The sequence below is a fragment of the Bradyrhizobium diversitatis genome (assembly GCF_016031635.1).
In the GTDB taxonomy this organism is placed as follows: Bacteria; Pseudomonadota; Alphaproteobacteria; order Rhizobiales; family Xanthobacteraceae; genus Bradyrhizobium; species Bradyrhizobium diversitatis.
The window spans coordinates 1-26250 of the sequence record NZ_JACEGD010000025.1; the positions used below are offsets into that span (position 1 = coordinate 1).

A 26250-nucleotide genomic window follows, 5' to 3' on the forward strand; every position below is an offset into this window, starting at 1 on the left:
GCCTGCCAAGGGGTTCTATTCGCTTCCCGGCGGCCGGGTCGAATTCGGCGAATCGCTGCATCAGGCCCTGAGCCGCGAGGTTGACGAAGAGACCGGCCTTCGTATCGAGATCATTGGCCTCGCCGGCTGGCGCGAGGTACTGCCGGCCGCGCCCGGCGCCGGCCATTACCTGATCATGTCCTTTGCCGCCCGCTGGGCGGCCGGGAAACCGGCCTTGAACGATGAGCTCGACGATTACCGCTGGATCGCGCCGGACGCCCTGGCGAGCCTCGGCGACCTCAAGCTGACCGGCGGGCTGGAGGAGGTCATCCTGTCAGCCGCCCGGCTGATCCAGGCATAGGCGACTCCGCCTTGCTTCCCTGGGCCCAACGGGGCATACAGCCCGCCGATGTCCACGCGCTTTTTGGCCATTTTTGCCCTGATTCTCGCCTGCGCCGCCGGGTCCGCCCGGGCCCAGGACGCGGCGGCGCCGTTTGACGGCGAATTGCAGCGGTTGGCCGAGATCCTCGGCGGGCTGCACTATCTGCGCGGCATCTGCGGGTCCAACGAGGGCAACAAATGGCGCAACGAGATGCAGGCGCTGATCGATGCCGAAACCCCCTCCGGGGAGCGCCGCACCCGCATGATCGCCGGTTTCAACCGGGGCTATAACGGCTTTCAGCAGACCTACCGCAGCTGCACGCCGGCCGCGACGGTGGCGATCCGCCGCTACATCGAGGAAGGCTCGAAGATCTCGCGCGATCTGACGGCGCGCTACGCGAACTAGGTTCTCTCCACCTGTCATTCCGGGCTCGCGCTACGCGCGCCCCGGAATGACGGCGGCAGATGCGGGCGCGGCGCGACGGGAACCCTGTCATCGACTTTGTGCACAGCCGTTAACCGTTCTTAAAGATGTGGCCTAGCGGTCGTTAACGACCGTGCTACACCTCTCGCACAGCGCATCGCCGTGGATCGCGCCCCAGCCTTGACCGAGTTCATGAACCAGCCGATTTCCTACGCCCGCGCGCCGCTGCCCGATCACGAGCAGAAACAGGCTGCCCTCAGCTATCTCAACGAGGCCTGGGCCGAGGCGCGCCATGACGGCGTCGACGGCGATTGCCTGGCGCAGGCGAGCCTGTTCGCGGCACTGGCCGAACTGGTCGGCACCTATGGCGAGGACGCGGTGGCGAAGTTCGTCGAGGGCTTTCCCGGCCGCATTCGCAATGGCGAATTCTCGGTCGGCATCTCCAGGCAGTAAGTCTGTCGAAAATGACCCCGCGACGCGGGCGGGGCCAGTCGACGGATGAATGACTCTGCGAAAGCAGAGCGAAGTCTGCCGCCGTTGTCGCACGGAGGCTGTTCCTCCCGACAAGCATTAATCTCACACTGGCCGGGAGATTTTCCCGGAAGCATCGGGATTGCGTTCAGTCCGTCTCAATCGGCAGCGACGGATCCCTCGCCCACTCACCCATGGAAGCATCGTAGAGCGTCAGCTTGTCGTAGCCGAGCTGCGCCAGCATGAGCAGATCGATTGTCGCCGAGATGCCGCCGCCGCAATACAGGATGACATCCTTGCCTCGCGTGACGCCTTGGGCGGCGAATTTCGCTTCTGCGTCTGCGAGCGTCGTCAGGGTTCTGTCGGGATTGACGAGGGTTGCCGCTGATACGTTGACGCTGCCGGGAACGCGGCCGGGCCGGCCATAGCGGCTCGGCTCGAGGCCGGTATGAAACTGCGGTCCGAGAGCATTGACGATCACGGTCGAGGGATCGCCGATCCGCGATATCACCGTGGCCTTGTCGACGAAGCAGCCCGTGCGCGGCGTCGCCTTGAATGTCGTCGCCGGATATCCCTTCGGTGCGCCTGTCTCGATCGGCCGCCCCTCCTCCTTCCACTTGTCGAAACCGCCGTCGAGCACGAGCGCATCGACTCCGAGCGAGCGCAGCATCCACCAGAACCGCGTCGACCACATCATCGTGCCGATGCTGTAGAGCACGATGGTCTTGGATGCGTCGGCGCCGTGGCGGCCGAAGGCGGCCTCCAACTGGGCCACACCGGGCATCATGAAGAACTGTTGCGACGAGGTGTCGGAGAACTCGCCTTGCAGGTCGAGGAAATCGGCGCCGGGGATGTGGCCGGCTGCAAAGGACTTGTCGCCTGGCACCGCGCGATAAGGCACGTCGCTGCCGGGTGGGACAGGCTTATTGTAGGTCGTGCAATCGTAAAGGCGGAGGTTGGGATCGGCGAGGATGGCGGCAAGTTGCTCGGTGGTGATGAGGGGTGTCGGTTGAGTCATTGCCTTACTCTCCCTGTCGAGGGTAGCTCTCCCCCCTCGTCATTGCGAGCGCAGCGAAGCAATCCAGAGTCTTTCCGTTGAGGGATTCTGGATTGCTTCGTCGCAAGGGCTCCTCGCAATGACGGGGATAGTGGGTTCGTCCCCCGATAGAAGCCCCCCTAAGCCTTCAGCGTCTCCAAAAACCGTACCGGCTCGCCCTGCGAGGCCGTCACGAGCTCGCCCTGCCACATCACGCGGCGGCCGCGGATGAAGGTGCCGACGGGCCAGCCGGTGACGCGGACACCGTCATAGGGCGTCCAGCCGGCCTTGGACGCGACCCATTTGTTGGTGATGGTCTCGCTGCGCTTCAAATCGACGATGGTGAAGTCCGCATCGTAGCCGGCGGCGATTCGCCCCTTGCACGCGATGTTGTAGAGGCGTGCAGGACCGGCGCTGGTGAGGTCGACGAATCTCGCCAGCGACAGCCGGCCGGCGTTGACGTGATCGAGCATGATCGGCACCAGCGTCTGCACGCCGGTCATGCCGGAGGGCGAGGCCGGATAGGTCTTCGACTTCTCCTCGAGCGTATGCGGGGCGTGGTCGGAGCCGAGCACGTCGATGATGCCCTGCTCGATGCCGCGCCAGATGCCGGCGCGATGATCGGCCCCGCGCACCGGCGGGTTCATCTGCGCAAGCGTGCCCAGCCGCTCGTAGCATTCGGGCGCGACCAGCGTGAGGTGATGCGGCGTCGCTTCGCAGGAGGCGACATCCTTGTGGTCGCGCAGGAACTCGATCTCTTCCTTGGTCGAGATGTGCAGCACGTGAATGCGCTTGCCCGTCTCGTGCGCGAGCTTGACCAGTCGCTGCGTCGCCATCAGCGCCGCGGTCTCGTCGCGCCAGACCGGATGCGAGCGCGCATCGCCCTCGATGCGCTGCGGTTTGCGCTCGTTGAGCCGATACTCGTCCTCGGCGTGGAAGGCCGCACGACGGCGGATCACCTGGAAGATGCGGCGCAGGCTTTCGTCGTCCTCCACCAGCAGCGCACCGGTCGAGGAGCCGATGAACACCTTGACGCCGGCGCAGCCGGGTGCGCGCTCAAGCACCGGCAGATCCTGCACGTTCTCGCGGGTACCGCCGATGAAGAAGGCGAAATCGCAATGCATGCGGTGATGGGCCCGCTTCACCTTGTCGGTGAATTCGGCCTCCGTCACCGTCAGCGGCGCCGTGTTCGGCATTTCGAACACGGCGGTGACGCCGCCCATCACGGCGCTGCGCGAGCCGGTCTCGAGGTCTTCCTTGTGCTCCAGCCCGGGCTCGCGGAAATGCACCTGCGTGTCCATCACGCCGGGCAGGATGTGCAGGCCCCTGCAGTCGATCACCTCGGCGGCGCTGCCTTGCGACAGCGGCCCCAGCTCGGCGATGCGGCCGCCCGTGATGCCGATGTCGCGAACAGCCTCGCCGTCCTGGTTGACGACGGTGCCGCCCTTGAGGATCACATCGAAACGCTGGCTCATGGCTGAGGGCCTCTCTCATCCCCAAGCGCAGGGCTCGAGGTCTTGTCGTTTATGCGTTGCGGGCTTACGTTCCGGAGCAACATGTCGCAAGAGATTTTCGCATGAAATCGGCGTTTCTTCCCGACCGGGGCGTGGTCAAGGTCGCGGGCGAGGATGCGCGCAACTTCCTCAACGGCCTGGTCACAACCGACCTCGACAGGCTGCAACCGGGCCTGGGGCGATTCGGCGCGCTGCTGACGCCGCAGGGCAAAATCATCGTGGATTTTCTGATCACGGAAGTGCCCACGGGCCACGGCGGCGGGTTCCTGATCGACTGCCCGAAAGCGCTGGCAGATAGCCTCGCCACCAAGCTGAAATTCTACAAGCTGCGGGCCAAGGTCACGGTGGACAACCTTTCCGACGATCTCGGCGTGCTTGCGGCCTGGGACGGCCAGCCCGCCGCCCAGCCGGACCTCGCCTTCGTCGATCCGCGGAATGAGGGGCTCGGCTACCGCATCCTGATTCCGGAAAATCTCAAGCAGAAGCTGTCCGACCTGATCGGTGCCAAGCTGGTCGATGCGGCAGAATACGAGGCGCACCGCATCACGCTCGGCGTGCCCCGCGGCGGGCTCGATTTCATGTACAGCGATGCGTTCCCGCACGAGACCAACATGGACCGTCTCGCCGGCGTCGACTTTGACAAGGGCTGCTATGTCGGCCAGGAGGTCGTCTCGCGCATGCAGCATCGCGGCACCGCGCGCACGCGCAGCGTGAAGGTGCTGCTCGACGGTGCGTCACCCGAGCCGGGCACGACCATTCTTGCCGGCGACAAGCCGGTCGGCACCATCGGCTCGACCGCCGGCGGCAAGGGCATTGCCCTCGTGCGCATCGACCGCGTCGCGGAAGCGCTCGACGCGGGCCAGCCGCTCACCGCCGGTGGGCTGCCGCTGACGCTCACTGAACCAGACGTCGTTCGAATTCCAGCCAAGCAGCCCATCGCATGAGCCGTGCCGCCCGCCTGCATCCCGACGGCCTGAAACGGTGTCCCTGGCCTGGCGACGATCCGCTTTACGTCGCCTATCACGACACCGAATGGGGCGTCCCGGAATATGACGACCGCGCACTGTACGAGAAGCTGATGCTCGACGGCTTCCAGGCCGGCCTGTCCTGGATCACGATCCTGCGCAAGCGCGACAATTTCCGCAAAGCCTTCGACGATTTCCAGCCGGAGAAGATCGCGCGCTACAACGCGAAGAAGATCCATGCGCTGATGAACGATGCCGGCATCGTGCGCAACAAGGCCAAGATCGATGGCGCGATCCTGAGCGCGAAATCCTATCTCGACATCATGGAGAAAGGCCCGGGCTTCTCGAAGCTGCTGTGGGACTTCATGGACGGAAGGCCGCTGGTCAACAAGTTCAAGACTACCGCGAGCGTGCCCGCCTCGACGCCGCTTTCGGTGCAGATATCCAAGGAGCTGTCCTCGCGCGGCTTCAAATTCGTCGGCCCGACCATCGTCTATGCCTTCATGCAGGCGACCGGCATGGTCAACGATCATCTCGTCGACTGCCACTGTCACGCCGCCTGCGGCAAGACGCAGCGCAAGCCGCGCCTCAAGGCCAAATGACGGCGAAGAAGACCACGCGCGATGCGCAGTCCCGCGCCTGGCAGCGCATGCTGTCGGGCCGGCGGCTCGATCTGCTCGATCCCTCCCCGCTCGACATCGAGATCGCCGACATCGCGCACGGCCTTGCCCGCGTCGCGCGCTGGAATGGGCAGACCATCGGCGCGCATATCTTCTCGGTCGCGCAGCATACGCTGCTGGTGGAAACCGTGCTGCGGCACGAGATGCCGCGGGCCGACCAGCGCATACGGCTCGCAGCCCTGCTGCACGATGCGCCCGAATATGTGATCGGCGACATGATCTCGCCGTTCAAGGCCGTGCTCGACGGCCATTACAAGGCGGTCGAGAAGCGCCTCCTCGGCGCCATCCATATTCGCTTCGGCCTGCCGCCGGTGCTGCCCGACGAGATCACGCAAGCCATCAAGGCCGCCGATCGCGGCGCAGCCTACCTCGAGGCAACCGAGCTCGCCGGCTTCAGCGAGAGCGAGGCCAAGCGCCTGTTCGGCAAGGATCCCGGCCTGTCCGACAGCGTCCGGCGCGACTACATGACGCCCTGGACGGCGGCACGGGCCGAGAAGCAGTTTCTGGAGCGGTTCGGCGCGGTGTTTGCGTAGGTGCTGCAGGGTGGCAAGGGCGCGCTGCGCCGTGGCCGCCATCCTTTCGCGTCTGCGACGGAAGTGGCGCGCACGCCGCCGCTTTCGCTCTTCGAGCTACGCCGGACATGTCGCTTTGCCCACACTACAATCGCTCGCTATAATCGGCGGCAAAAAGGTCTCCCATGATCCACGTCTGTTCCCTCGCCGCGCTTCCCGAAACTGTCCGCATCACCGGCGCCAGCCATGTGCTGACGGTGATGGCCAATGTCGAGCAGGTGGCACGTCCTGTGTCGGTGCTGCCGGCCAACCATCTCAAGGTGTCGATGGATGACATCACCGAGGAGATGGACGGCTTCGTCGCCCCATCAGAGGCGCATATCGAGCAGGTGCTGACCTTCGTGCGCGGCTGGGACCGCAGTGCACCGCTGGTGGTGCATTGCTATGCCGGCATCAGCCGCTCCACCGCCAGCGCGTTTGCAGCGGTGTGCGCGCTCAATCCGAATCGCGACGAGATCGAGATCGCGCGGAAGATCCGCGCGGCCTCCCCGATCGCCTCGCCGAACCGGCGCATCGTCGGCCTCGCCGATCGCGCACTCGGGCGCAACGGCCGCATGTTGCGCGCACTCGACGAGATGGGCCCGGGCGCGATGATGGTGGAAGGCCGCCCCTTCGTGATCGAGCTCGAATGACCGGGCGCCGCGAGATAGGTGCTCTCCCGCTTGCGGGAGAGGGTTGGGGAGAGGGTGTCTCCACGACGAGGCAATCCCCTAGAGGAAAAACCCCTCTCCCGGCGCTACGCGCCGACCTCTCCCGCAAGCGGGAGAGGTTAGACCGAGCCCGCGGAGAGACCGCCGCAACCAGGTGGCATTTCTCTCTCCCGCCATCCGCGATCATCATCGCATGAGCGACACGCAGCTGACGCCGATCGAGATTGGCCTCACCGCCGCAATCGTTGCGATCGAGAACCACGAGCCGCTGATCCTGACCGCGCCTGGTGCCGACGGGCTTGCCGGCCTGCCGTTCGGCCCGTTCGACGCGGTGAGCCATCGCACCTTCGAGATCGGCCTGCGCGCCTGGGTCGAGCAGCAGGCGGGCCTGCGGCTCGGCTATGTCGAGCAGCTCTACACCTTCGGCGATCGCGGCCGTCATGCCGAGGCCGGCGACACCGGCGCGCATATGGTGTCGATCGGCTATCTCGCACTGACGCGCCCTGTGGACGGCGAGCTCGCCGCAAACGCGGCGAGCTTCGCGCCATGGTATCGCTTCTTCCCCTGGGAAGACTGGCGCGAGGAGCCGCCGGGGATCATCGCCCGCGACATCATCCCGGCGCTGACGAAATGGGCCGAGGAGGAGACGCCGGAGACGACGCGCGCGCTGCCGCGGAAGGATCGCGTGCGGTTCTATTTCGGGCTCGACGGCGCGCCCTGGGATGAGGAGCGCGTGCTCGACCGCTACGAGCTGCTGTACGAGGCCGGGCTGATCGAGGAGGCGCGGCGCGATGGCCGATCCGCCGCATTGGCGCGCAAGTCGCTTCCCCCGCTCGGGACCTCGATGCGGTTCGACCACCGCCGGATTCTCGCCACGGCCATCGCGCGGCTGCGCGCAAAGCTGAAGTATCGCCCTGTCGTCTTTGAACTTTTGCCAGCCGAATTCACACTTACCGAACTGCAGCACACGGTGGAAGCGATCTCCGGCCGGCATCTGCACAAGCAGAATTTCCGTCGCCTGGTCGAAATGGAAGCCCTGGTCGAACCGACCGGCGTCATGTCGACACAAACGGGCGGACGGCCGGCGGCGCTCTATCGCTTCCGCCGCGACGTACTCCAGGAGCGGCCCGCGCCGGGCTTGCGCGTGCGCTCCCGGCGCTAGATCCTGATATTTGGGGTGCCGGCCCCTGCCCGCCGGTTGCCTGGAGGCTTCATGTTCGACGGCCCGTTCGACGTCTTTGTGCTGATCATTGCGATCGTCGCCTTCCTGATCGCGATCAAGGCGTCCAGCCAGGCCGCCGAGCTGCGCCGCCGGCTGAGCTCGCTCGAAGAGATGTTCTACGCGCAGCGGCAGGTGCAGCCGCCGCCGTTGACGCCCGCGCCGGTAGAGACTGACGCGCCCGTAGCAGCGCCGGCAGAGCCGCCGCCGCTTGCACCCGAGCCCGAGGTTGCGACGCCTCCGCCGGTCACCGCAGATGTTTCGCCGCCCCCACTCGAAGCCGGCCCTGAAGCCAGCGCACCGCCGCCGCTGCCCGCGCCGGCGCCCGGTTTCGAGGAGCGGCTCGGCACCCGCTGGGTGGTGTGGATCGGCGGGCTCGCGCTCGCGCTCGGCGGCTTCTTCATGGTGCGCTATTCGATCGAGGCCGGCCTCCTCGGCCCCGGCGTGCGCGTGTTCCTCGGCGGATTGTTCGCACTGGCGCTGTTAGGGGCCGGCGAATGGACGCGGCGCAAGGAGGCCATCTCGAGCATCCAGGCGCTGCCGATCGCCAACATCCCCGCGATCCTCACCGCGGCCGGCACTGCGGTGGCGTTCGCCACCATCTATGCCGCTTACGCGCTCTACGGCTTCCTCGTGCCCGCAACCGCCTTCGTGCTGCTCGGCCTCGTCGCGCTCGGCACGCTCGCCGCCGCGCTGTTGCACGGCCCAGCACTCGCCGGCCTCGGCGTGGTCGGCGCCTTCGTGACGCCGATCCTCGTCTCCAGCGGCAAGCCGGACTATTGGGCGCTTTACATCTATCTTGCGATCGTCACCGCCGCGAGCTTTGGTCTCGCCCGTATCCGGCTTTGGCGCTGGCTTGCAGTCACGACAATCGTGTTCGCCGTGCTCTGGATCTTCCCGGGTCTCGACGCCGCCGAACTGCAGGTCGCGCCGCACGCCTTCCATGTCATCGCCGGCTTCGTGCTGGCCGCGCTGCTCGTCGTCTGCGGCTTCATGTTCGGACCTGCAATCGAGGACGGCGAGATCGAGCCGGTCTCGTCGAGCGCGCTCGGCGCCTATCTGTTCGGCGCGATGCTGATCGTGTTGTCGAGCGCGCACGCCGATCTGGCGTTGATCGCCTTCACGCTGCTGGTCGCGGGAACCCTGTTCGTCGCCTGGCGTGCGCCGGCGGCCACGGGCGCCCTGGGTGCGGCCGCGGCGACCGTCTTCATCGTGTTCGCCGAATGGGCGGTGCGCGCCAATCCCGATATGCTGGTGCTGCCGGGCGGCCCCATGCCCGGCATCGGACCGACAGCGACCGACGGCTCGGTGACGCTGAACCTGGTCACGGCCGCGATCTTCGCCGCCGGCTTCGGCATCGCCGGCTTCCTGGCACAGGGCCGGTCGAACTCAGTGATCATTCCGGTGGTGTGGTCGGCGGCCGGCGTCGCGACGCCGATCGCGATCCTGGTCGCGCTCTACGCGCGTATCGCTCATCTCGACCGTTCGATCCCGTTCGCGATCCTGGCGGTGCTGCTCGCCGCCGCCTTCGGCGCCGCGACCGAGGCGCTCACACGCCGCGAGACCCGGCCGGGCGTTGCGATCTCCACGGCCCTGTTCGCGACCGGAACGCTCGGCGCACTCGCGCTGGCGCTCACCTTCGCGCTGGAGAAGGGCTGGCTGACGATCGCGCTGGCGCTGATGTCGCTCGGCACGGCCTGGATCTCGATGCAGCGGCCGATTCCGTTCCTGCGCTGGCTCGCCGCGATCTTCGCAGGCCTCGTCACCGCGCGCATCGCCTACGATCCTCGCATCGTCGGCGACGCCGTCGGCACCACCCCGATTCTGAACTGGCTGCTGTGGGGCTACGGCCTGCCGGCGCTTTCGTTCTGGGCCGCGAGCGTCTTCCTGCGCCGCCGCGCCGACGATGCGCCGCTGCGCATGGTCGAGGCCGCCGCGATCCTCTTCACCGCGCTGCTCGCCTTCATGGAGATCCGGCACTTTGCGACCGGCGGCCGCATGACCGCGGCCCCCTCGCTGCTCGAATTCGCCCTGCAGGCCTGTATCACGCTGGCGATGGCGATCGGGCTGGAGCGGTTGCGGCTGCGCAGCCGCAGCATCGTGCACAATGTCGGCGCGGTCGTGCTGACCGCGATTGCCGGGCTCGTCAGCGTGTTCGGTCTGTTGATCCTGGAGAATCCGCTGCTGTGGCACACCGACGTCGGCGGCGCCGTCTTCAACCTGCTGCTGCTGGGCTACGCGATGCCGGCCGTGCTGATGCTGCTGCTGTCCTATGCGGTGGTCGGCGAGCGTGGCAAGATCTACGCCAATACGATTGCGGGCGGCGCGCTCGTGTTCGCGCTCGCTTATGTCACGCTGGAGATCCGCCGCTTCTATCACGGGCCGATCCTGTCCACGGGACCGACCACGGGCGCCGAGCAATACACCTATTCGATCGGCTGGCTCGCTTTCGGCGTGTTGCTGCTCGGCGTCGGCATCCTCGTCAATTCGGAACGGGCGCGGCTGGCGTCTGCCGCCGTCATCGCGCTGACGATCCTCAAGGCCTTCGTCATCGACATGTCGACGCTGACGGGCGTCTATCGCGCGCTCTCGTTCATGTGCCTCGGCGTCGTGCTGGTCGCGATCGGCTGGCTGTACCAACGCATCCTGTTCCGGCGGCAGGCCTCGCCGCCGGCCGCGCCGCAGCCGGGCGCGTGAAGGTCAGGCCACGCGGACCGATTCCAGGAACTGCGCGACTTCGACCTTCAGGCGGGTGCTGTCGGTCGCCAGCGACTTCGCCGCCGACAGCACTTCGCCCGAGGCCGAGCCGGTCTCGATCGCGCCGCGCTGCACGTTGGTGATGTTGGACGAGACCTCCTGGGTGCCGAGCGAGGCCTGCTGAACGTTGCGCGAGATCTCCTGCGTGGCCGCGCCCTGCTCCTCGACGGCGGCGGCGATGGCCGAGGATACCTCCGACAGCCGCTCGATGGTGCCGCCGATCTCCTGGATGGCGCTGACGGATTCCTGCGTCGCGGCCTGGATGCCCGAAACCTGCGCCCCGATTTCACCGGTCGCTTTCGCGGTCTGCTCGGCAAGTGCCTTGACTTCGGAGGCGACGACGGCAAAGCCGCGGCCGGCCTCGCCGGCACGCGCCGCTTCGATGGTCGCGTTCAGTGCGAGGAGGTTGGTCTGGCCTGCGATGGTGTTGATGAGCTCGACCACGTCGCCGATACGGGAGGCCGCCTGCGACAGCGCGTTGACGCGCTCGTTGGTCCGCACCGCCTGCTCGACGGCTTCCGCAGCCATCCGCGCCGAATCCTGCACGCGGCGGCTGATCTCGGTGATGGAGGACGACAGCTCCTCGGAGGCGGACGCCACCGCCTGGACATTGGTGGAAGCTTCCTCCGAAGCGGCCGCAACGACGGTCGCGAGCTCCTGGCCGCGCTGCGCCGTGCCGCTCAGCGTGGCTGCGGAGGCCTCGAGCTCGGTCGAGGCCGATGACACGGTCTCGACGACCTCGCCGATCATGACCTCGAAATTGCGGGTGATGGCATCGACGCGGCGGCCACGCTCGATCTTGGCCTCGGCGTCGCGCGCCGCCGCCTCATCGGCGGCCTTCTTGGCGATCAGCGCCTCCTTGAAGATCTGGAGCGCATCCGCCATCGAGCCGATCTCCGTCTTCTCGCCGCGATGCGGCACCTCGGCCGAGAGGTCGCCTTCGCCGAGTGACTGCATCGGACGGATGATCGAGGCGATGCCTCGAGACACGTCGCGCACGAGATAGTAGGCGGCAGCGATCGCGATCGCGACGGCTGCAACGATGATGCCGACGAGCACGCGGAAGATGGTGGCGTAGCTGTCGGCCGCCTGCTTCGTTTCAGCCTCGGCGCCGCTGTTGTTGAGCTCGATGCTCTTCAGGAGCAGGGGATCGGCCGCCTGAGCCATCTTCGCGACCTTGGTCTGCAGCAGCTCGTTGGCATCGGTCGGGAAGCGGCCGGTGCTCTTGCGCGACAGCGCCATCGTCTCCTGAACGCCGTTCAGGTATTCGGCCCAGGCCTTGGTCCACTGCTGATAGATCGCGCGTTCCTGCGGCAAGGTGATCAGGCCTTCATAGACCTTGCGCGTCTTCTCGATGCGCTCGCGTAGCGGAGCCATGCGCTTCTCGGCGGCGTCCTTGCCTTCGATGCTCTCCTGCATCAGGTGTAGTCGCAGGACGACGCGCAGTTCGTTGATGTCGGCGCGCATCGAGCCGAGCGCACGCACGCTCGGCAGCCAGCTCTCCGCAATCTCGACCGTATGGGCGTTGATGTTCTGCATCGTGCCGATCGCCATCACGCCGACGCCGGCGAGCGAGAGCACGAGCACCGACAGCACGGTCAGCAGCTTGAATACGATCGACAATTTCGCCATCACGACAATCCCGATAGTAGCCAGCAACGCGCGAATGACCTGCGCCGCAGTCGTCGCGACGGACGACAGGGCGGAAGTCAGTTCAACAATGCTGGCTGGTTCTTGTCCCGAGAGATTGCGCCCATAATCGCAAACAGGCGTTAACAGGAACCTACGTAAAACTACGGCTCGCTCGCGCCAATGATTGAGCGCGAAGGAAATGATCTCGTCAAAGTTACGGATTGCAGTTCGAGATCGGAGCTAGGACGCTTTGCATCCGATCGTCTCGCCGACGAGGCTGACGCGAAAGACCGGCTTCTTGTTCTCGTCGAGCAGTTCCATGCACCACTCGGCGTTCGGCTTCAGGCTGCGCGCGATGCCGCCGAGCAGATTGGCGCACACCTCGGTCATCTCGGTCCAGGCCGCCACGCGATCCTCGAACTCGTACGGCTGGTCGGCGGCGCCGGAATAGCGGCCGGTGCTGATGCGAAAGAAATAGATCGACATCGTTGAGCCCTTGCGTGGGACCGCCCCCCGGCCGCACGCAAATTGAGGCGCGAACAGCTACCAACGCATGAAGGCCGCGGCCCGTATGACTACGGCGCGGCGGCTTCACGTTCGATGGACGTCTTCGACGACAAAGGCGCGGATGGTCCCGCGCGGCCAGTCATTGGGTCGACCGGCGCAGCTCCAGCGGGCCCTCGTTCTTCGCGGGCTCGGACTTGGCTTCGGACTTCGCCGGCTCGAGCCGGCTGCTCTCGACACGCGGGGTCTCGACGCGCGCGGCGACTTCGGTGTTCGATGCGCCGATCGAGCCGGTGCGCTCCGAGGTTCTCAGTGAGCGCGGCCGCGCCGCTGCGCGCGCCATCAGCATCTGGTTGCCGCCCTGGTGATGGAAGTCGCAATAGGCGAAGCCCATGCCCGACACCGAGCCGCGGAAGCTGCGATCGTCGGTCTTTTCCAGGTTGAAGCAGGGCTCGAAGGGGATGCCCTTGATCGAGGCACAGACGTTCTGGCCGCGGATCTGGAGCGTATTGCCGGGCAGGCGGAGATGACGGACCGGGCCTGCTCCCGAGAACTGCACCGCACCGGCGGCGCCGAGATCGTCGAGGATCCGGCCTGCGCCGCGGGTGCCGTCGAAGCAGGTGAAGGCGAACACTTTGCCGGCTACGAAGCGGCGCGCCTCGTCGGCGTTCATGCTTCCAGCAATGGCGGGCGCAAACGTTGCTGCCGCCGTGACAGCCCCCAACACAATACGCGCAAGCATGCTCAACTCCGAACCCAACCCCCGCAGCGGGCGATGCCTCTATATCTTTACCCGCTGCTTACCATACGAACCAAGGCAACATTGGAGCAGCTTGGTTGGTAAAGTCTGAACGCCGTTAGACAATTTTTACCACGACGCGGCCGCGGACCTCACCGGCCAGGATTTTCGCGCCCCAATCCGAAACCTCGGCCAGCGGAATTTCTTTAGTTATTTCAATGAGTTTTTCTCGATCCAGATCGGAGGCCAGGCGCTGCCAGGCGGCTCTCCTGGGCTCGATCGGGCACATCACGGAATCGATGCCGAGAAGGCACACTCCGCGCAAAATAAACGGCGCGACCGAGGACGGCAGGTCCATGCCGGCGGCCAGACCGCAAGCCGCGATCGCTCCGCCATACTTCGTCATCGAGAGCAGGTTGGCGAGGGTGGTCGAGCCGACGCTGTCGACGCCGCCAGCCCAGCGCTCCTTGGCGAGGGGTTTTGCCGGTGCCGACAATTCGGCCCGGTCGATGATCTCGGCTGCTCCCAGATGCTTCAGATAGTCGGCCTCGGAGGCCCGGCCGGTCGAGGCGATGACGTGATAGCCGAGCTTCGAGAGCACGGCGATCGCAACCGAACCGACTCCGCCGGCCGCCCCCGTTACCACCACCGGGCCGCTCTTCGGCGAGAGACCGTGCTTCTCGAGCGCCAACACAGCGAGCATCGCAGTGAAGCCGGCGGTGCCGATCGCCATGGCGTCGCGCGCCGACAGGCCATGCGGCAAGGCGACCAGCCAGTCGCCCTTCACCCGCGCCTTCTCCGCATAGGCGCCGAGATGGGTCTCGCCCATGCCCCAACCGGTGCAGACCACCTTGTCGCCCGCCTTCCACTGGGGATGCGAAGAGGCTTCGACGGTGCCGGCGAAGTCGATGCCGGCGATCATCGGAAAGCGGCGCACCACCGGCGCCTTGCCTGTGAGCGCAAGGCCGTCCTTGTAGTTCAGCGTCGACCACTCCACACGGACGGTGACGTCACCGTCCATCAGCTCGGCTTCGTCGAACTGCGTGAGCTGGGCGGTGGTGCCCTTGTCCGCCTTGTCGATCCGGATCGCCTTGAATGTGGCCACGACTTCACTCCCTGACTTGTTTCAGGGATTGTTTAGCCGATCAGGCAGGCTGTGCAACCGCCCGCTCGACAGGTTTCTCCACAATCGGAAGATTGATCAGCGCGGAAAGCACGCCGAACAGGATCGAGAGCCACCAGATCGGCGTGTAGGAACCGAACCGCTCGAATACGATGCCCCCTAGCCAGACGCCGAGGAAGCCGCCGACCTGATGGCTGACGAAGGCGAAGCCGTAGAGCGTCGCGAGCCAGCGGGTGCCGAACATCAGCGCCACCAGCGCCGAGGTCGGCGGCACCGTGGACAGCCAGGTCAGGCCGGAGATCGCGCCAAACATGATCGCCGAGAACGGGGTGATCGGGAACGCGATGAAGGCGAGGGTCGCAAGCGCGCGGGTGAAGTAAATGGTCGAGAGGATGTAGCGCTTGGGCAGATAGTTCTGGAGATAGCCGACGCTGAGCGAACCGATGATGTTGAACAGGCCGATCGCCGCGATCACCCAGCCACCGGTTTGCGTCGAGATGCCGCTATCGACCAGGAAGGCCGGCAGATGCACCGTGATGAAGGCGAGCTGGAAGCCGCAGGTGAAGAAACCGAGCACCAGGAGCACGTAGGAGCGGTGACCGAAGGCCTCCGCAAGCGCCCTGGTGAAGGTCTGCTCATCCGCAGGCGCCGTGTTGGCCGTGCTTGCGACAGGCGGCGTCGACAGCGCCAGCGACAGCGGGATGATCAGCAGCATCAGGAAGCCGAACACGGAGAGCGCCTGCTGCCAGCCGAAATTATCGATCAACGCGACGCCAATCGGTGCGAACAGGAACTGCCCAAACGACCCCGCCGCCGTGCCGGCCCCGAGCGCAAGGCCACGTTTCTCGGCCGGCAACAGCTTGCTGAACGCCGACAGCACCAGATTGAAGGAGCAGCCTGCAAGACCAAAGCCGATCATGACGCCGGCGCCGATGTCGAGCGACAGCGGCGTCGAGGAGTAGCGCATCAAGATCAGGCCGCCGGCATAGAGCAGAGCGCCGACGCACATCACCCGGAACAGGCCGAAGCGATCCGCGACCGCGCCGGCGAGCGGCTGACCCAGCCCCCACAACAGATTCTGCACGGCAATCGCGAGGCCAAACACGTCGCGGCCCCAGCTGAATTCGTGACTCATCGGCTGCACGAAGAAACCGAGCGCCGAGCGCGGACCGAAGCCGAGCATGCCGATCGCACAACCGCAGAGAATGATGACGGCCGGGGTGCGCCAGTTGGAGGAACGTGAGGCCGGAGCGAGCTCGCCGATCTGTGTCGACATGGTCTTCCTCGTCTGTCGTTGGCGAATCCGCGATCAGCCGCCGCGGGAGAGCCGTTTAATGCATCTGCATGTAAATCCCAAGTCAAAAAGATTGCCAAGCCAAAGACGATTGCATTCCACGAGGAGCTGCCGCGGGAGCATTGCGTTTCAATGCTGCCTCGCCCGACGTGTCAGCCGTGAACTGACGGGAATGTGTGCGGCGGGACCTAGCGGTCTCCATCGGAGCATGCTATCTTCGATTTACTCAGATTGAGCATATTAGGGCAGCCTGCTCTGACCGGCCCCTCTCGGCCGGATTTCTCAGGCTCCATATATTCTCAATTTGAGCATAATAACCTGCTTGGGAGGCTTCGATGCCGATCACTGGAATTTACGGCCCCGACGATTTTGCCAACCGGCCGCAGGGCCAACTCATCACCCCTCCCCGCGCCGCGCCGGTGCCCGCGGGGCCGACATGGCCGATGCCTTCACTGGAATGGACACCGGAAGTCGAACGCACCACCGCCCCGCTCTACGAGCGCGTGAAGCACGTGATCCCGCCGATCGAATGGCCGCTGATGGCGCCGACCATCAACGCAATCAACGAACTGAAGCGCGCGCGTGGCGCGGTCATCCTCGCGCACAACTACCAGGCGCCGGAGATCTTCCATTGCGTGGCCGACATCGGCGGCGACTCGCTCCAGCTCGCGGTCGAAGCCACCAAGGTGAAGGCAGGCATCATCGTCCAGTGCGGCGTGCACTTCATGGCGGAGACCTCGAAGCTGCTCAATCCGGACAAGACCGTTTTGATCCCGGATTCGCGCGCGGGCTGCTCGCTTGCCGCCAGCATCACCGGCGCGGATGTGCGGCTGCTCCGGGAGAGATTTCCGGGCGTGCCCGTCGTTGCTTACGTCAACACCTCGGCAGAGGTGAAAGCGGAGGTCGATATCTGCTGCACGTCATCGAACGCGGTGCAGGTGGTCGAGAGTCTGGGCGCTCGAAGCGTGATCTTCCTGCCCGACCGATACCTTGCCACTTATGTGGCTTCGAAGACCGACGTGAATATCATCGCCTGGAAGGGCGCCTGCGAGGTGCATGAGCGCTTCACGGGCGAGGAGCTGCGGACCTTTCGCGAGGCCGATCCGTCCGTCCAGATCATCGCGCATCCGGAGTGCCCGCCGGACGTGCTGGCGGAAGCCGATTTCACCGGTTCGACCGCACACATGATCAACTGGGTGCGCGCGAAGCGGCCGCGGCGCCTCGTCATGATCACCGAATGCTCGATGGCCGACAATGTGCGGGCTGAGCTTCCCGAAGTGGAGATGCTGCGGCCCTGCAATCTCTGCCCGCACATGAAGCGCATCACGCTCGCCAACATCCTGGAGAGCCTGCTGACGCTTCGCGAGGAGGTGACGATCGATCCCGCGCTCGCCGAACGCGCGCGGCGCTCGGTCGAGCGGATGATCAATCTGAAGAACTAGGACGGGACGCAGCAACAAACACAGCTGTCGTCCCGGACAAGCGCGCCTCGAGCGCGCGCAGATCCGGGACCCATAATCACAGGCAGATGTTTGGCGAAGAACGGCGTTGCGCAGCTTCGCGCAACAATCTTCCGCCGCAGCGTATGGGTCCCTGCTTTCGCAGGGACGACGGCGGAGTGAATGGAGAGGACAATGATCAACACCATCCACGACCTCACCCGCTCAACCGACGACGTCGTCATCGTCGGCGGCGGCCTTGCCGGACTGTTCTGCGCGCTGAAGCTTGCGCCGCGGCCGGTAACGCTGATCTCGGCGGCACCGCTCGGACAGGGCGCGTCGTCCGCATGGGCGCAAGGCGGCATCGCCGCGGCGGTGGCCGAAGGCGACACGCCGGAGGCACATGCCGCCGATACCGTCGCGGTCGGCGGCGGCCTTGTCGATGAAGCCGTCGCACTCGGGATCGCGCGCGAGGCGGCGCCGCGCATCCATGACCTTCTCGCTTACGGGGTGCCGTTCGACCGCGATCTCGAAGGCAGGCTTGCCGTGGGGCGGGAAGCTGCGCATTCCGCACGGCGCATCGTGCATGTGCGCGGCGACGGTGCTGGCGCCGCGATCATCGCAGCGCTGAGCGAAGCCGTACGGCGCACGCCCTCGATCCGCCTGATCGAAGGCTTTGTCGCCGAAGCCCTATTCACCGAGGACGGCGCCGTCACCGGCCTTCAATTGCGCGAGGCCAGCAATCCCGCGGCACGGCCGGCCGTGCTCGCTTCACGCGCGATCGTGCTAGCAACCGGCGGTATCGGCCATCTCTATGGCGTCACCACCAACCCGCTCGAGGCCAGCGGCTCCGGCCTTGCCATTGCAGCCCGCGCCGGCGCCGTGATCGCCGATCCTGAATTCGTGCAGTTCCACCCCACCGCCATCATGGTCGGCCGCGACCCGGCGCCGCTCGCGACCGAAGCGCTGCGCGGCGAAGGCGCAACGCTGATCAACGGCAGCGGCGAGCGATTCATGAGGACGCGCCACCCGCTCGCCGAGCTTGCACCACGCGACATCGTGGCCCGCGGCGTGTTCACCGAGATCGCGGCCGGGCGCGGCGCCTTCCTCGATGCGCGGGCTGCGCTCGGATCGCACTTCGCCGAGAGATTTCCGACCGTGCATGCGAGCTGCATCGCCGCCGGCATCGATCCCGCGGCGCAGCCGATTCCGATTGCGCCAGCCGCACACTACCACATGGGCGGCATCGCGGTGGACATGCGCGGACGCAGCTCGATCGACGGGCTCTGGGCCGGCGGCGAAGTGTCCTCGACCGGCGCGCATGGCGCCAACCGGCTCGCCTCCAACTCGCTGCTGGAGGCCGTGGTCTATGCCGCCCGCATTGCCGACGACATCGCCGGCCGCCCTGTGCCCTCGACCGGCCGCCTTCCCGACGCGTTGGTGACGCCGCGCACCGGCACGCCGGATGCCGTAGCGGTGAAGCGGCTGCGCGCGATGATGGGCGCGCATATCGGCGTGATCCGCGATAGTGACGGGCTTGCGGACGCCGTGCGCCACTTCGCCATGCTCGAACGCGAGGCCGCAGACATCGCCCTTCGCAACATGGCGACTTCGGCCCTCTTCGTCGCCGCAGCGGCCTGGACGCGGCGCGAGAGCCGCGGTGCGCATTTCCGTTCCGATCATCCCGCTAACGCTCCCGGGCCGGGCCGGAGAACGATGACCACGCTCGTCGCGATGTGCGAGGTCGCGGAGAGCTTGAACGAGCGTCCGCTGCCGCGCATCGCGCAATCCATGATCGCCTGAAGGAGGCCCCATGATCACCCCGACCTCACTGCTCTATCCCGACGCCTTTCTCTCTCCGCTCGCGATCGACGAGGCCGTGCAGCGCGCGCTCGACGAGGACCTCGGCCGCGCCGGCGACATCACCTCGCTTGCGACGATCCCGGAAGCGACGAGGGCGCAGGCGATCCTCGTCGCGCGCCAGTCCGGCGTGATCGCCGGATTGCCGCTGGCGCTCGCGACCCTGCAGAAGCTGTCGCCTGACATCGAGCTGCGTGCACATGTCCGCGACGCCGCGCGGGTTGCCCGCGGCCAACATGCGCTGACGATCTCGGGCCCCGCACGCGCCATTCTCACGGCCGAGCGAACCGCCCTGAACTTCGTCGGCCGCCTGTCGGGCATAGCCACGCTCACTGCGGACTATGTCGCGCGCACCGAAGGCACGAAGATGCGCATCTGCTGCACGCGAAAAACCACGCCGGGACTGCGCGCGCTGGAGAAATACGCGGTGCGCTGCGGCGGCGGCTTCAATCATCGCTTCGGGCTCGACGATGCCATCCTGATCAAGGACAACCACATCGCGGTGGCCGGCGGCATACGTCCGGTGCTGGAGCGCGCCCGTGCCCATGCGGGCCATCTCGTCAAGATCGAGATCGAGGTCGATACGCTGGCGCAACTGCGCGAAGTGCTCGACAGCGGGATGGCCGACGCGGTGCTACTCGACAACATGGACCTCGCGATGCTGCGCGAGGCCGTCAGGATCAACGAAGGCCGCCTTGAGCTGGAGGCGTCCGGCGGCGTCACGCTGGATTCGATCGCCGCGATTGCGGCGACCGGTGTCGATTATGCGTCGGCGGGCGCGCTGACGCATTCGGCGCCGAACTTCGACTGTGCGCTGGATATCGAGGCGTGATGTCTTCGCCTCTCCCCGCTTGCGGGGAGAGGCCGGAATGCGCGCGTAGCGCGAATTCCGGGTGAGGGGGAGTCTCCACGAGTCCAACTCTCACCGTCTTCGCGGAGAGTCCCCCTCACCCCAACCCTCTCCCCGCAAGCGGGGCGAGGGGGCGTAGTTGCGCAAGCGGGGAGAGGTAAGAAAACTTACCGCCGCTCGCCCATCTCGGCCGAGCTCTTGGCCTCCTGCGCGAGTTCGGCGGACAGCGCGGCGGTCTGGGCCGGGGTGCCCCAGCTCGGCTCCTCGCTGCCGTCGCCCCAGTTGCGCGGCCGATAGAAGGTGTGCACGCCGGTCTTGTACAGCTTCTTCATCTCGGCGACCCAGGACGGGCGGACCCAATAGGCGTGGTAGTGCGTGGACTTGCCGACCTCGGGCAGCCAGATCTGGCCGTCGAGCATCGCCTTGGAGATTTTCTTGGCGCGCTCCCACATTTCAGGCTCGCGGATCACGTCCGGATTGTTGTCGCAGGCGAAGGTGAACTGGCAGGCGAAATGGCGGTACTTGTTCTGGTAGACCACGCCGCACACGGTTTCGGGATATTTGCCGGAGAACACGCGGTTCATCACCACCTGCGCCACCGCCATCTGGCCGCGCACGGCCTCGCCACGGGATTCGAAATAGACGGCCTCGGCGAGGCATTTCTCCGATTTCGCGCGCGACTTGTCGTCGAGCGCGAGCCGCTCCGCCGGTGATCTGGCGCGCTGGTTGTCGGCATTGACCTCGCCCTTCGGCGCAACGCTCTCGCCGCCTTCGATCTCCCTGGAAATCTCCACCGATGGCGGCGACAGCGAAGCCGTCACCTTCATGTCGGGATCGGGCATCACGATCAGCGGCTCGGCGCCCGGCTGCCAGCTCTCGATGGGCTCGAGATTGCCTCCGAGCGATGAGCTGCCGAAGAACAGGCTCGAGGTCTTGACGGCGAAGGGATCGCGCGCCGGTACCGGCGCGGCGGGAGCCCGCTTCAACGCCTCCAGCGGCGCGGTCGCGAGCGCGCGCGCAGCGTCGCTGGCCTGCGGCGGATTGGAATATTGCGGCAGCGGCGGCGCGCGCAACGCCTCCTGGAGTTCGGGATCGAGCACGGCCGCGGATTCCGGCGACATCGCCTGCGGCAACTCGGCGGTCTTGGCGCCGAACACCGAGCGGTTCGACGTCGCGGGATCTTCCTGTGCCGGCTCTGCCGCCGGTGCGACCGTCTCGGGGGCCTGCGTCGGCACGACGGTTGCGAGGCGGTCACCCTTCAGGGAGCGATCGACTTTGGGAAAGTCGGAGGCCTGATAGCGCGGCGGCGCCTGAAGCGCAGGATTGCGGCTGATCGCGCCGGTGACGTCGCGGCCGTCGAGGCTCGCGAGCCGAACCATCGCGCTCTGCGGAGCGGAGGTGCCGATCGGCCGCGAGAAGCTGTAGGTCGCAAGCTGGATCGAGGACGCAGCGGAAAACACCTGCTTCTGCCAACGCTCGGCGACGCCGGGCTGGCGCGCCAGCAGCGAGGCAATGTCCTGATAGCCGGTCTCTCTCGGCATCAATGCGAAGATGCAGAGACCGATGCCGAAGGACGCGAACCGCGCGCCCTTCGGATGGTTACGCAACACTGACATCGATACGCTCACGCTACGCTTACGCTCGTCTGATCGAACTCAGTACATCCGTGCAATTCGATCTTTATCGTAAGTATCCAATTTAGGTTGCCGGGGCGTTAATCCGCGTTGCGCATACGGCACACTCAAGCGAACACAGATGTTTTCACGGGGCGATGTCGCGCATTGGTAAATGCGGCCTCACGCGAAGAGGTAAACGTCCGGTCAATGCGCATGGTGAAGGAACTCTTGCGCATGCGTATCATTACGGGACGTGTGATGAGATCCCGGTGCTGGGTTCGCGCAAAGCGCTTCCTCATCACCGGTGTCATTCCCCGCGAAGGCGGGGAATCCAGTACGCCGCCGCGTCTCGATTCAATCACTACCGTCTCGGCGTACTGGATCGCCCGGTCCCGGCTCCGCCAAGGCTACGCCGAGGCCTGCAGGTGCGCTCGGCTCGCCGAAGCTTCAGCGAAGGCGGCAAGCTGCGCGATGACAACGGAATGTGTGGCGAGCACGTCCCACGAACTCGTCATTGCGAGCGCAGCGAAGCAATCCAGAATCCTTCCGCTGAAAGACTCTGGATTGCTTCGCTGCGCTCGCAATGACGGCGTGGCAAGAACGGCGCCAAAAATGAAAGAGGCGGGGCTTGCCCCCGCCTCTCTCAACTCAAATCTGCGCTTCTGCTTACGCCTGGCTGGCGACGGCCTTGCCGAGCGCCGCTTGCGCTGCTGCGAGCCGGGCAATCGGCACGCGGTAGGGCGAGCAGGAGACGTAGTTGAGACCGATGTGGTGACAGAAGGCGACGGAGGCGGGATCGCCGCCGTGCTCGCCGCAGATGCCGACCTTGAGCGAGGCACGGGTCTTGCGGCCGCGCGCGACGCCGATCTTGACGAGCTCGCCGACGCCTTCCTGATCCAGGGAGATGAAGGGATCGACCAAGAGGATGCCCTTCGCGACGTAGGGACCGAGGAAGCTCGCCGCATCGTCGCGGCTGATGCCGTAGGTCGTCTGCGTCAGGTCGTTGGTGCCGAACGAGAAGAACTCGGCCGATTGTGCGATCTCGGCCGCGAGCAGGCAGGCGCGCGGCAGCTCGATCATGGTACCGACCTGATAAGCCAGCTTGGTGTTGGTGTCGCGCATCACGGACTGTGCGGTCGCATCGATCCGCGCCTTGACGAGATCCAGCTCGGCCTTGGTCGCGATCAGCGGCACCATCACCTCGAGGCCGACGGCCTTGCCGGTGCGCTTCTGCGCCTCGACCGCCGCCTCGAAGATCGCGCGCGCCTGCATCTCGGCGATCTCCGGATAGGCGATCGCGATGCGGCAGCCGCGGAAGCCGAGCATCGGGTTGAACTCCGAGAGCTCGCGCGCGCGGTCGGCCAGGCGCCGCGGGTCGGTGTTCATGGCGCGCGCCACTTCCTCGACCTCGGCATGGGTGTGCGGCAGGAACTCGTGCAGCGGCGGGTCGAGCAGGCGGATCGTGACGGGCAGGCCCTTCATGATCTCGAACAGCTCGACGAAGTCGGCGCGCTGCATCGGCAGCAGCTTTGCGAGCGCGGCACGGCGCGACTGCTCGTCCTCGGAGAGGATCATCTCGCGCACCGTGCGGATGCGCGTCTCCTCGAAGAACATGTGCTCGGTGCGGCAGAGGCCGATGCCTTCCGCGCCGAACTTGATAGCGGTGCGCGCGTCGTCGGGCGTGTCGGCATTGACGCGCACGCCGATCTTGCGGACCTGGTCGGCCCAGTTCATCAGCGTGCCAAACTCGCCGGACAGTTCCGGCTCGATCATCGGCATGCGGCCGGCGAGCACCTGGCCGAGCGATCCGTCGATGGTGATGACGTCGCCGGTCTTGAAGGTGCGCGAGCCGATGCTCATGGTGCCGCGGCCGTAGTCGACGCGGATGGTGCCGCAGCCGGAGACGCAGGGCTTGCCCATGCCGCGCGCGACCACCGCCGCATGCGAGGTCATGCCGCCGCGGGTGGTCAGGATGCCTTCGGCAGCATGCATGCCGTGGATGTCTTCCGGGCTGGTCTCGATGCGGACCAGGATCACCTTGCGCCCGTCGGCCTGAAGCTTGGCCGCTTCATCCGAGGAGAACACGATCTCGCCGGAGGCAGCACCCGGGGATGCCGGCAGGCCGGTCGCGATCACGTCGCGCTTGGCGTTGGGATCGATGGTCGGATGCAAGAGCTGATCGAGCGAGGCCGGATCGATCCGCGTCACCGCTTCCTTCTTCGAGATCAGGCCTTCATTGGCAAGCTCGACCGCGATGCGCAGCGCCGCTTTCGCAGTGCGCTTGCCGCCGCGGGTCTGGAGCATCCAGAGCTTGCCCTGCTCGACCGTGAACTCCATGTCCTGCATGTCGCGGTAGTGCTTTTCGAGCAGCGTGTAGATTCGCGTCAGCTCCTTGAAGGCCTCCGGCATCGCCGATTCCATCGACGCCTTGTCGGAGCCCGACTCCTTCCGCGCCTCCTCGGTGATGTCCTGCGGCGTGCGGATGCCCGCCACCACGTCCTCGCCCTGTGCGTTGATCAGGAACTCGCCGTAGAGCTTGCTCTCGCCGGTCGAGGGATTGCGGGTGAAGGCAACGCCGGTCGCCGAGGTCTCGCCCATGTTGCCGAACACCATGGCCTGCACGTTGACCGCGGTGCCCCAGGATTCCGGAATGTCGTGCAGCTTGCGGTAGGTCACCGCGCGCGCGTTCATCCAGGAGGAAAACACCGCGCCGATCGCGCCCCAGAGCTGGTCGTGCGGATCCTGCGGGAACTCCTTGCCGGTCTCGCGCGCGACTGCGTCCTTGTACTTGCCGACCAGTTCGACCCAGTCGTCGGCGGACAGGTCGGTGTCGAGCGTGTAGCCCTGCGTGTCCTTGAAGGTGTCGAGGATTTCCTCGAAGTGATGGTGCTCGAAGCCGAGCACCACGTCGGAATACATGGTGATGAAGCGGCGGTAGCTGTCAAAGGCGAAGCGGCGGTCGCCCGACAATTCGGCCAGCGCTTCCACGGTCTGGTCGTTGAGGCCGAGATTGAGCACGGTGTCCATCATGCCCGGCATCGAGGCGCGCGCGCCGGAGCGCACCGAGACGAGCAGCGGGTTCTTGGCATCGCCGAAGATCTTGCCGGTCAACTTGCCGACATAGTCCAGCGCCTTCTCAACCTGCGACTGCAACTCCTTCGGGTAGGTCTTGTCGTGTGCGTAAAAGTAGGTGCAGACCGAGGTCGGGATGGTGAAGCCGGGAGGCACCGGCAGGCCGAGATTGGCCATTTCGGCGAGGTTGGCGCCCTTGCCGCCGAGCAGGTCGCGCATTTCCGAGCGGCCCTCGGCCTTGCCGTCACCGAATGTGAACACCCATTTGCCGGCCTTGGCCGCGGCTGGCGCCGCCTTGGCGGGCGCAGCCTTCTTCGGTGCGGGCTTCGCGGCGACCTTCGGCAGAGCCGCCTTGGTCACGGCCTTTGCCGCCGGCTTTGCAGCAGATTTGGCGACCGGCTTCGGCGCGCTCTTGGCCAGCGTCTTGCGGGCCGGCGGCGCGGCTTTCGCGACGGCAGAGGACTTTGATTTCGCTGGCATTTTCGCTGGGATTTTCTTGGGCTTCGAGGCGGCTTTGGCCATAGCTTGCACACAACCTGCGAGAGGAATGGGAAATCGCGGGCCTTACACCACTTTGGGCGGGCCCGCGCAAGTCGGACAGTTCCGAAAAGTGACGCCTAGAAGCGGAGCCACTTCAGGAGCCCGAGCCCGATCGCGCCGTTGACGATGAGGAAGATCGCGACGATGAGGTTGAGGAGTCGCGGCATGATCAGGATGAGCACGCCCGCAATCAACGACAGGATCGGCGAAATGTGGGCGACGGTGATGTGCATGAACTATCTTTCTGTGGAGGTGGGACGAATCGCGCGCGGATCATAGCCGGCCCGGTTCCGGGAGTAGAGATGCGCAGAACGCACCGCGAGTTCCGCCCTTCGCGAAAACTGCCCGAAATTGCCGCGAATGCGGCAGCCCTTTTCCCGGAACATTGCCATGAGGCACGCATTGGCAACCGGTCGCGCCACTGGCGCGTCCGAAAAAACACGTCGAAGGAGTTGTCCATGCGGAACAGGATTCTTGCTCTTGCAGCGCTCGCGGCCGCGACCGGCTCGCCCCTTGCGGCGCAGGCGCAAAGCGGTGTCACGGTGGGACGCGCCCCGGCCGTGGTCGACAGCGCCCCGACCATCGCGGTCGAGCAGCGGCCGGCCTTCCGCGAATATGTCGTCGAGCAACGTGTGCCGCCCTTCAGGATTCCGGATCGCGTGGTGGTCGGCGCCACCTTACCCGAAAGCGGCGTCACTTATTATGACGTGCCGCAACGTTTCGGCGCCACCACCTATCGCTACACCGTCGTGAATGGCGAGACCGTGCTGGTCGAGCCGCGCTCGCGCCGCATCGTCGAGGTGCTGGACTGATCGACTGACCGAGATCGACTAGATGTCCGGCGCGCCATATCAGGCTGGCGCGAGCAGTTTAATGCGGACATCAGGCCCTGCCCGGTCCTCCCCCCGCCGGGTGGGGCACTTTTTTTACGCG

23 protein-coding genes are annotated in these 26250 nt (G+C 66.0%); 13 read left to right on the forward strand and 10 right to left on the reverse strand.

Going from position 1 to position 26250, the window contains the following annotated elements:
* The 3 genes from H1B27_RS25675 to H1B27_RS25685 all read left to right on the forward strand — a co-directional run.
* The coding region (locus tag H1B27_RS25675) for an NUDIX domain-containing protein (protein ID WP_197967960.1) at nucleotides 1–340 on the forward strand (340 nt) is incomplete at its 5' end.
* A gap of 48 nt (nucleotides 341–388) precedes the next feature.
* Nucleotides 389–766, forward strand: coding sequence for a TIGR02301 family protein (locus H1B27_RS25680; RefSeq protein WP_061878459.1), 378 nt, complete (start codon nucleotides 389–391; stop codon nucleotides 764–766).
* 210 nt (nucleotides 767–976) lie between these two features.
* Complete coding sequence (locus H1B27_RS25685; protein ID WP_124159754.1) at nucleotides 977–1237, forward strand: hypothetical protein; 261 nt, start codon at nucleotides 977–979, stop codon at nucleotides 1235–1237.
* Between the two features lie 166 nt (nucleotides 1238–1403).
* On the opposite strand, the gene H1B27_RS25690 is transcribed toward H1B27_RS25685, so the two are convergent.
* Complete coding sequence (locus H1B27_RS25690; RefSeq protein ID WP_197967961.1) at nucleotides 1404–2273, reverse strand: sulfurtransferase; 870 nt, start codon at nucleotides 2271–2273, stop codon at nucleotides 1404–1406.
* 158 nt (nucleotides 2274–2431) lie between these two features.
* On the reverse strand, nucleotides 2432–3766 hold the full coding sequence (locus tag H1B27_RS25695; RefSeq protein ID WP_197967962.1) for a dihydroorotase: 1335 nt from the start codon (nucleotides 3764–3766) through the stop codon (nucleotides 2432–2434).
* Nucleotides 3767–3867: 101 nt separating this feature from the next.
* Here H1B27_RS25695 and ygfZ point away from each other — a divergent pair, with 101 nt between their 5' ends.
* From ygfZ to H1B27_RS25725, 6 genes are all read left to right on the forward strand, one after another.
* Nucleotides 3868–4749, forward strand: coding sequence for a CAF17-like 4Fe-4S cluster assembly/insertion protein YgfZ (gene ygfZ, locus H1B27_RS25700; RefSeq protein WP_197967963.1), 882 nt, complete (start codon nucleotides 3868–3870; stop codon nucleotides 4747–4749).
* Complete coding sequence (locus H1B27_RS25705) at nucleotides 4746–5372, forward strand: DNA-3-methyladenine glycosylase I (RefSeq protein ID WP_061878464.1); 627 nt, start codon at nucleotides 4746–4748, stop codon at nucleotides 5370–5372. Before ygfZ ends, H1B27_RS25705 begins: the two co-directional genes overlap by 4 nt.
* Nucleotides 5369–5983, forward strand: coding sequence for a YfbR-like 5'-deoxynucleotidase (locus H1B27_RS25710; RefSeq protein WP_197967964.1), 615 nt, complete (start codon nucleotides 5369–5371; stop codon nucleotides 5981–5983). The genes H1B27_RS25705 and H1B27_RS25710 overlap by 4 nt, the downstream gene beginning before the upstream one ends.
* A 164-nt stretch (nucleotides 5984–6147) precedes the next feature.
* Nucleotides 6148–6654 carry a tyrosine phosphatase family protein gene (locus tag H1B27_RS25715; RefSeq protein ID WP_061878466.1) on the forward strand — a complete coding sequence of 169 codons (507 nt, stop codon included), beginning with the start codon at nucleotides 6148–6150 and terminating at the stop codon, nucleotides 6652–6654.
* A gap of 211 nt (nucleotides 6655–6865) precedes the next feature.
* On the forward strand, nucleotides 6866–7834 hold the full coding sequence (locus H1B27_RS25720; protein ID WP_197967965.1) for an NUDIX hydrolase: 969 nt from the start codon (nucleotides 6866–6868) through the stop codon (nucleotides 7832–7834).
* Nucleotides 7835–7885: 51 nt separating this feature from the next.
* A complete protein-coding gene (locus tag H1B27_RS25725) occupies nucleotides 7886–10588 on the forward strand; it encodes a DUF2339 domain-containing protein (RefSeq protein ID WP_197967966.1) in 2703 nt (900 codons plus the stop codon).
* 3 nt (nucleotides 10589–10591) lie between these two features.
* On the opposite strand, the gene H1B27_RS25730 is transcribed toward H1B27_RS25725, so the two are convergent.
* The 5 genes from H1B27_RS25730 to H1B27_RS25750 form a co-directional block, all read right to left on the reverse strand.
* Entirely contained in the window at nucleotides 10592–12280 is a 1689-nt protein-coding gene (locus tag H1B27_RS25730) for a methyl-accepting chemotaxis protein (protein ID WP_197967967.1), read from the reverse strand.
* Between the two features lie 240 nt (nucleotides 12281–12520).
* Nucleotides 12521–12766 carry a DUF6894 family protein gene (locus H1B27_RS25735; protein ID WP_197967968.1) on the reverse strand — a complete coding sequence of 82 codons (246 nt, stop codon included), beginning with the start codon at nucleotides 12764–12766 and terminating at the stop codon, nucleotides 12521–12523.
* A 160-nt stretch (nucleotides 12767–12926) separates the two neighbouring features.
* Entirely contained in the window at nucleotides 12927–13526 is a 600-nt protein-coding gene (locus tag H1B27_RS25740) for a hypothetical protein (protein ID WP_061878471.1), read from the reverse strand.
* Nucleotides 13527–13641: 115 nt separating this feature from the next.
* Nucleotides 13642–14628, reverse strand: coding sequence for an acrylyl-CoA reductase (NADPH) (acuI, locus tag H1B27_RS25745; RefSeq protein WP_197967969.1), 987 nt, complete (start codon nucleotides 14626–14628; stop codon nucleotides 13642–13644).
* A gap of 40 nt (nucleotides 14629–14668) precedes the next feature.
* On the reverse strand, nucleotides 14669–15922 hold the full coding sequence (locus H1B27_RS25750; RefSeq protein ID WP_197967970.1) for an MFS transporter: 1254 nt from the start codon (nucleotides 15920–15922) through the stop codon (nucleotides 14669–14671).
* Between the two features lie 353 nt (nucleotides 15923–16275).
* Between H1B27_RS25750 and nadA the strand changes: the two genes are divergently transcribed.
* The 3 genes from nadA to nadC all read left to right on the forward strand — a co-directional run bounded on the left by nadA (nucleotide 16276) and on the right by nadC (nucleotide 20071).
* On the forward strand, nucleotides 16276–17382 hold the full coding sequence (nadA, locus tag H1B27_RS25755; RefSeq protein ID WP_197967971.1) for a quinolinate synthase NadA: 1107 nt from the start codon (nucleotides 16276–16278) through the stop codon (nucleotides 17380–17382).
* Nucleotides 17383–17574: 192 nt separating this feature from the next.
* Nucleotides 17575–19182 carry an L-aspartate oxidase gene (locus tag H1B27_RS25760; protein ID WP_197967972.1) on the forward strand — a complete coding sequence of 536 codons (1608 nt, stop codon included), beginning with the start codon at nucleotides 17575–17577 and terminating at the stop codon, nucleotides 19180–19182.
* A 10-nt stretch (nucleotides 19183–19192) separates the two neighbouring features.
* Complete coding sequence (gene nadC, locus H1B27_RS25765; RefSeq protein WP_197967973.1) at nucleotides 19193–20071, forward strand: carboxylating nicotinate-nucleotide diphosphorylase; 879 nt, start codon at nucleotides 19193–19195, stop codon at nucleotides 20069–20071.
* A gap of 185 nt (nucleotides 20072–20256) precedes the next feature.
* Here the strand turns inward: nadC and H1B27_RS25770 are convergent, their stop codons facing one another.
* The 3 genes from H1B27_RS25770 to H1B27_RS25780 form a co-directional block, all read right to left on the reverse strand.
* A complete protein-coding gene (locus tag H1B27_RS25770; protein WP_197967974.1) occupies nucleotides 20257–21705 on the reverse strand; it encodes a cell wall hydrolase in 1449 nt (482 codons plus the stop codon).
* A gap of 666 nt (nucleotides 21706–22371) precedes the next feature.
* Nucleotides 22372–25299 carry a pyruvate, phosphate dikinase gene (gene ppdK, locus H1B27_RS25775; RefSeq protein ID WP_197967975.1) on the reverse strand — a complete coding sequence of 976 codons (2928 nt, stop codon included), beginning with the start codon at nucleotides 25297–25299 and terminating at the stop codon, nucleotides 22372–22374.
* Nucleotides 25300–25394: 95 nt separating this feature from the next.
* Nucleotides 25395–25550 (reverse strand): DUF3096 domain-containing protein, encoded by a 156-nt coding sequence (locus H1B27_RS25780; protein ID WP_008562090.1) that lies wholly within the window; start codon nucleotides 25548–25550, stop codon nucleotides 25395–25397.
* A gap of 225 nt (nucleotides 25551–25775) precedes the next feature.
* Between H1B27_RS25780 and H1B27_RS25785 the strand changes: the two genes are divergently transcribed.
* Complete coding sequence (locus H1B27_RS25785; RefSeq protein WP_061878711.1) at nucleotides 25776–26129, forward strand: DUF1236 domain-containing protein; 354 nt, start codon at nucleotides 25776–25778, stop codon at nucleotides 26127–26129.
* The last annotated feature ends 121 nt before the right edge of the window (nucleotides 26130–26250 follow it).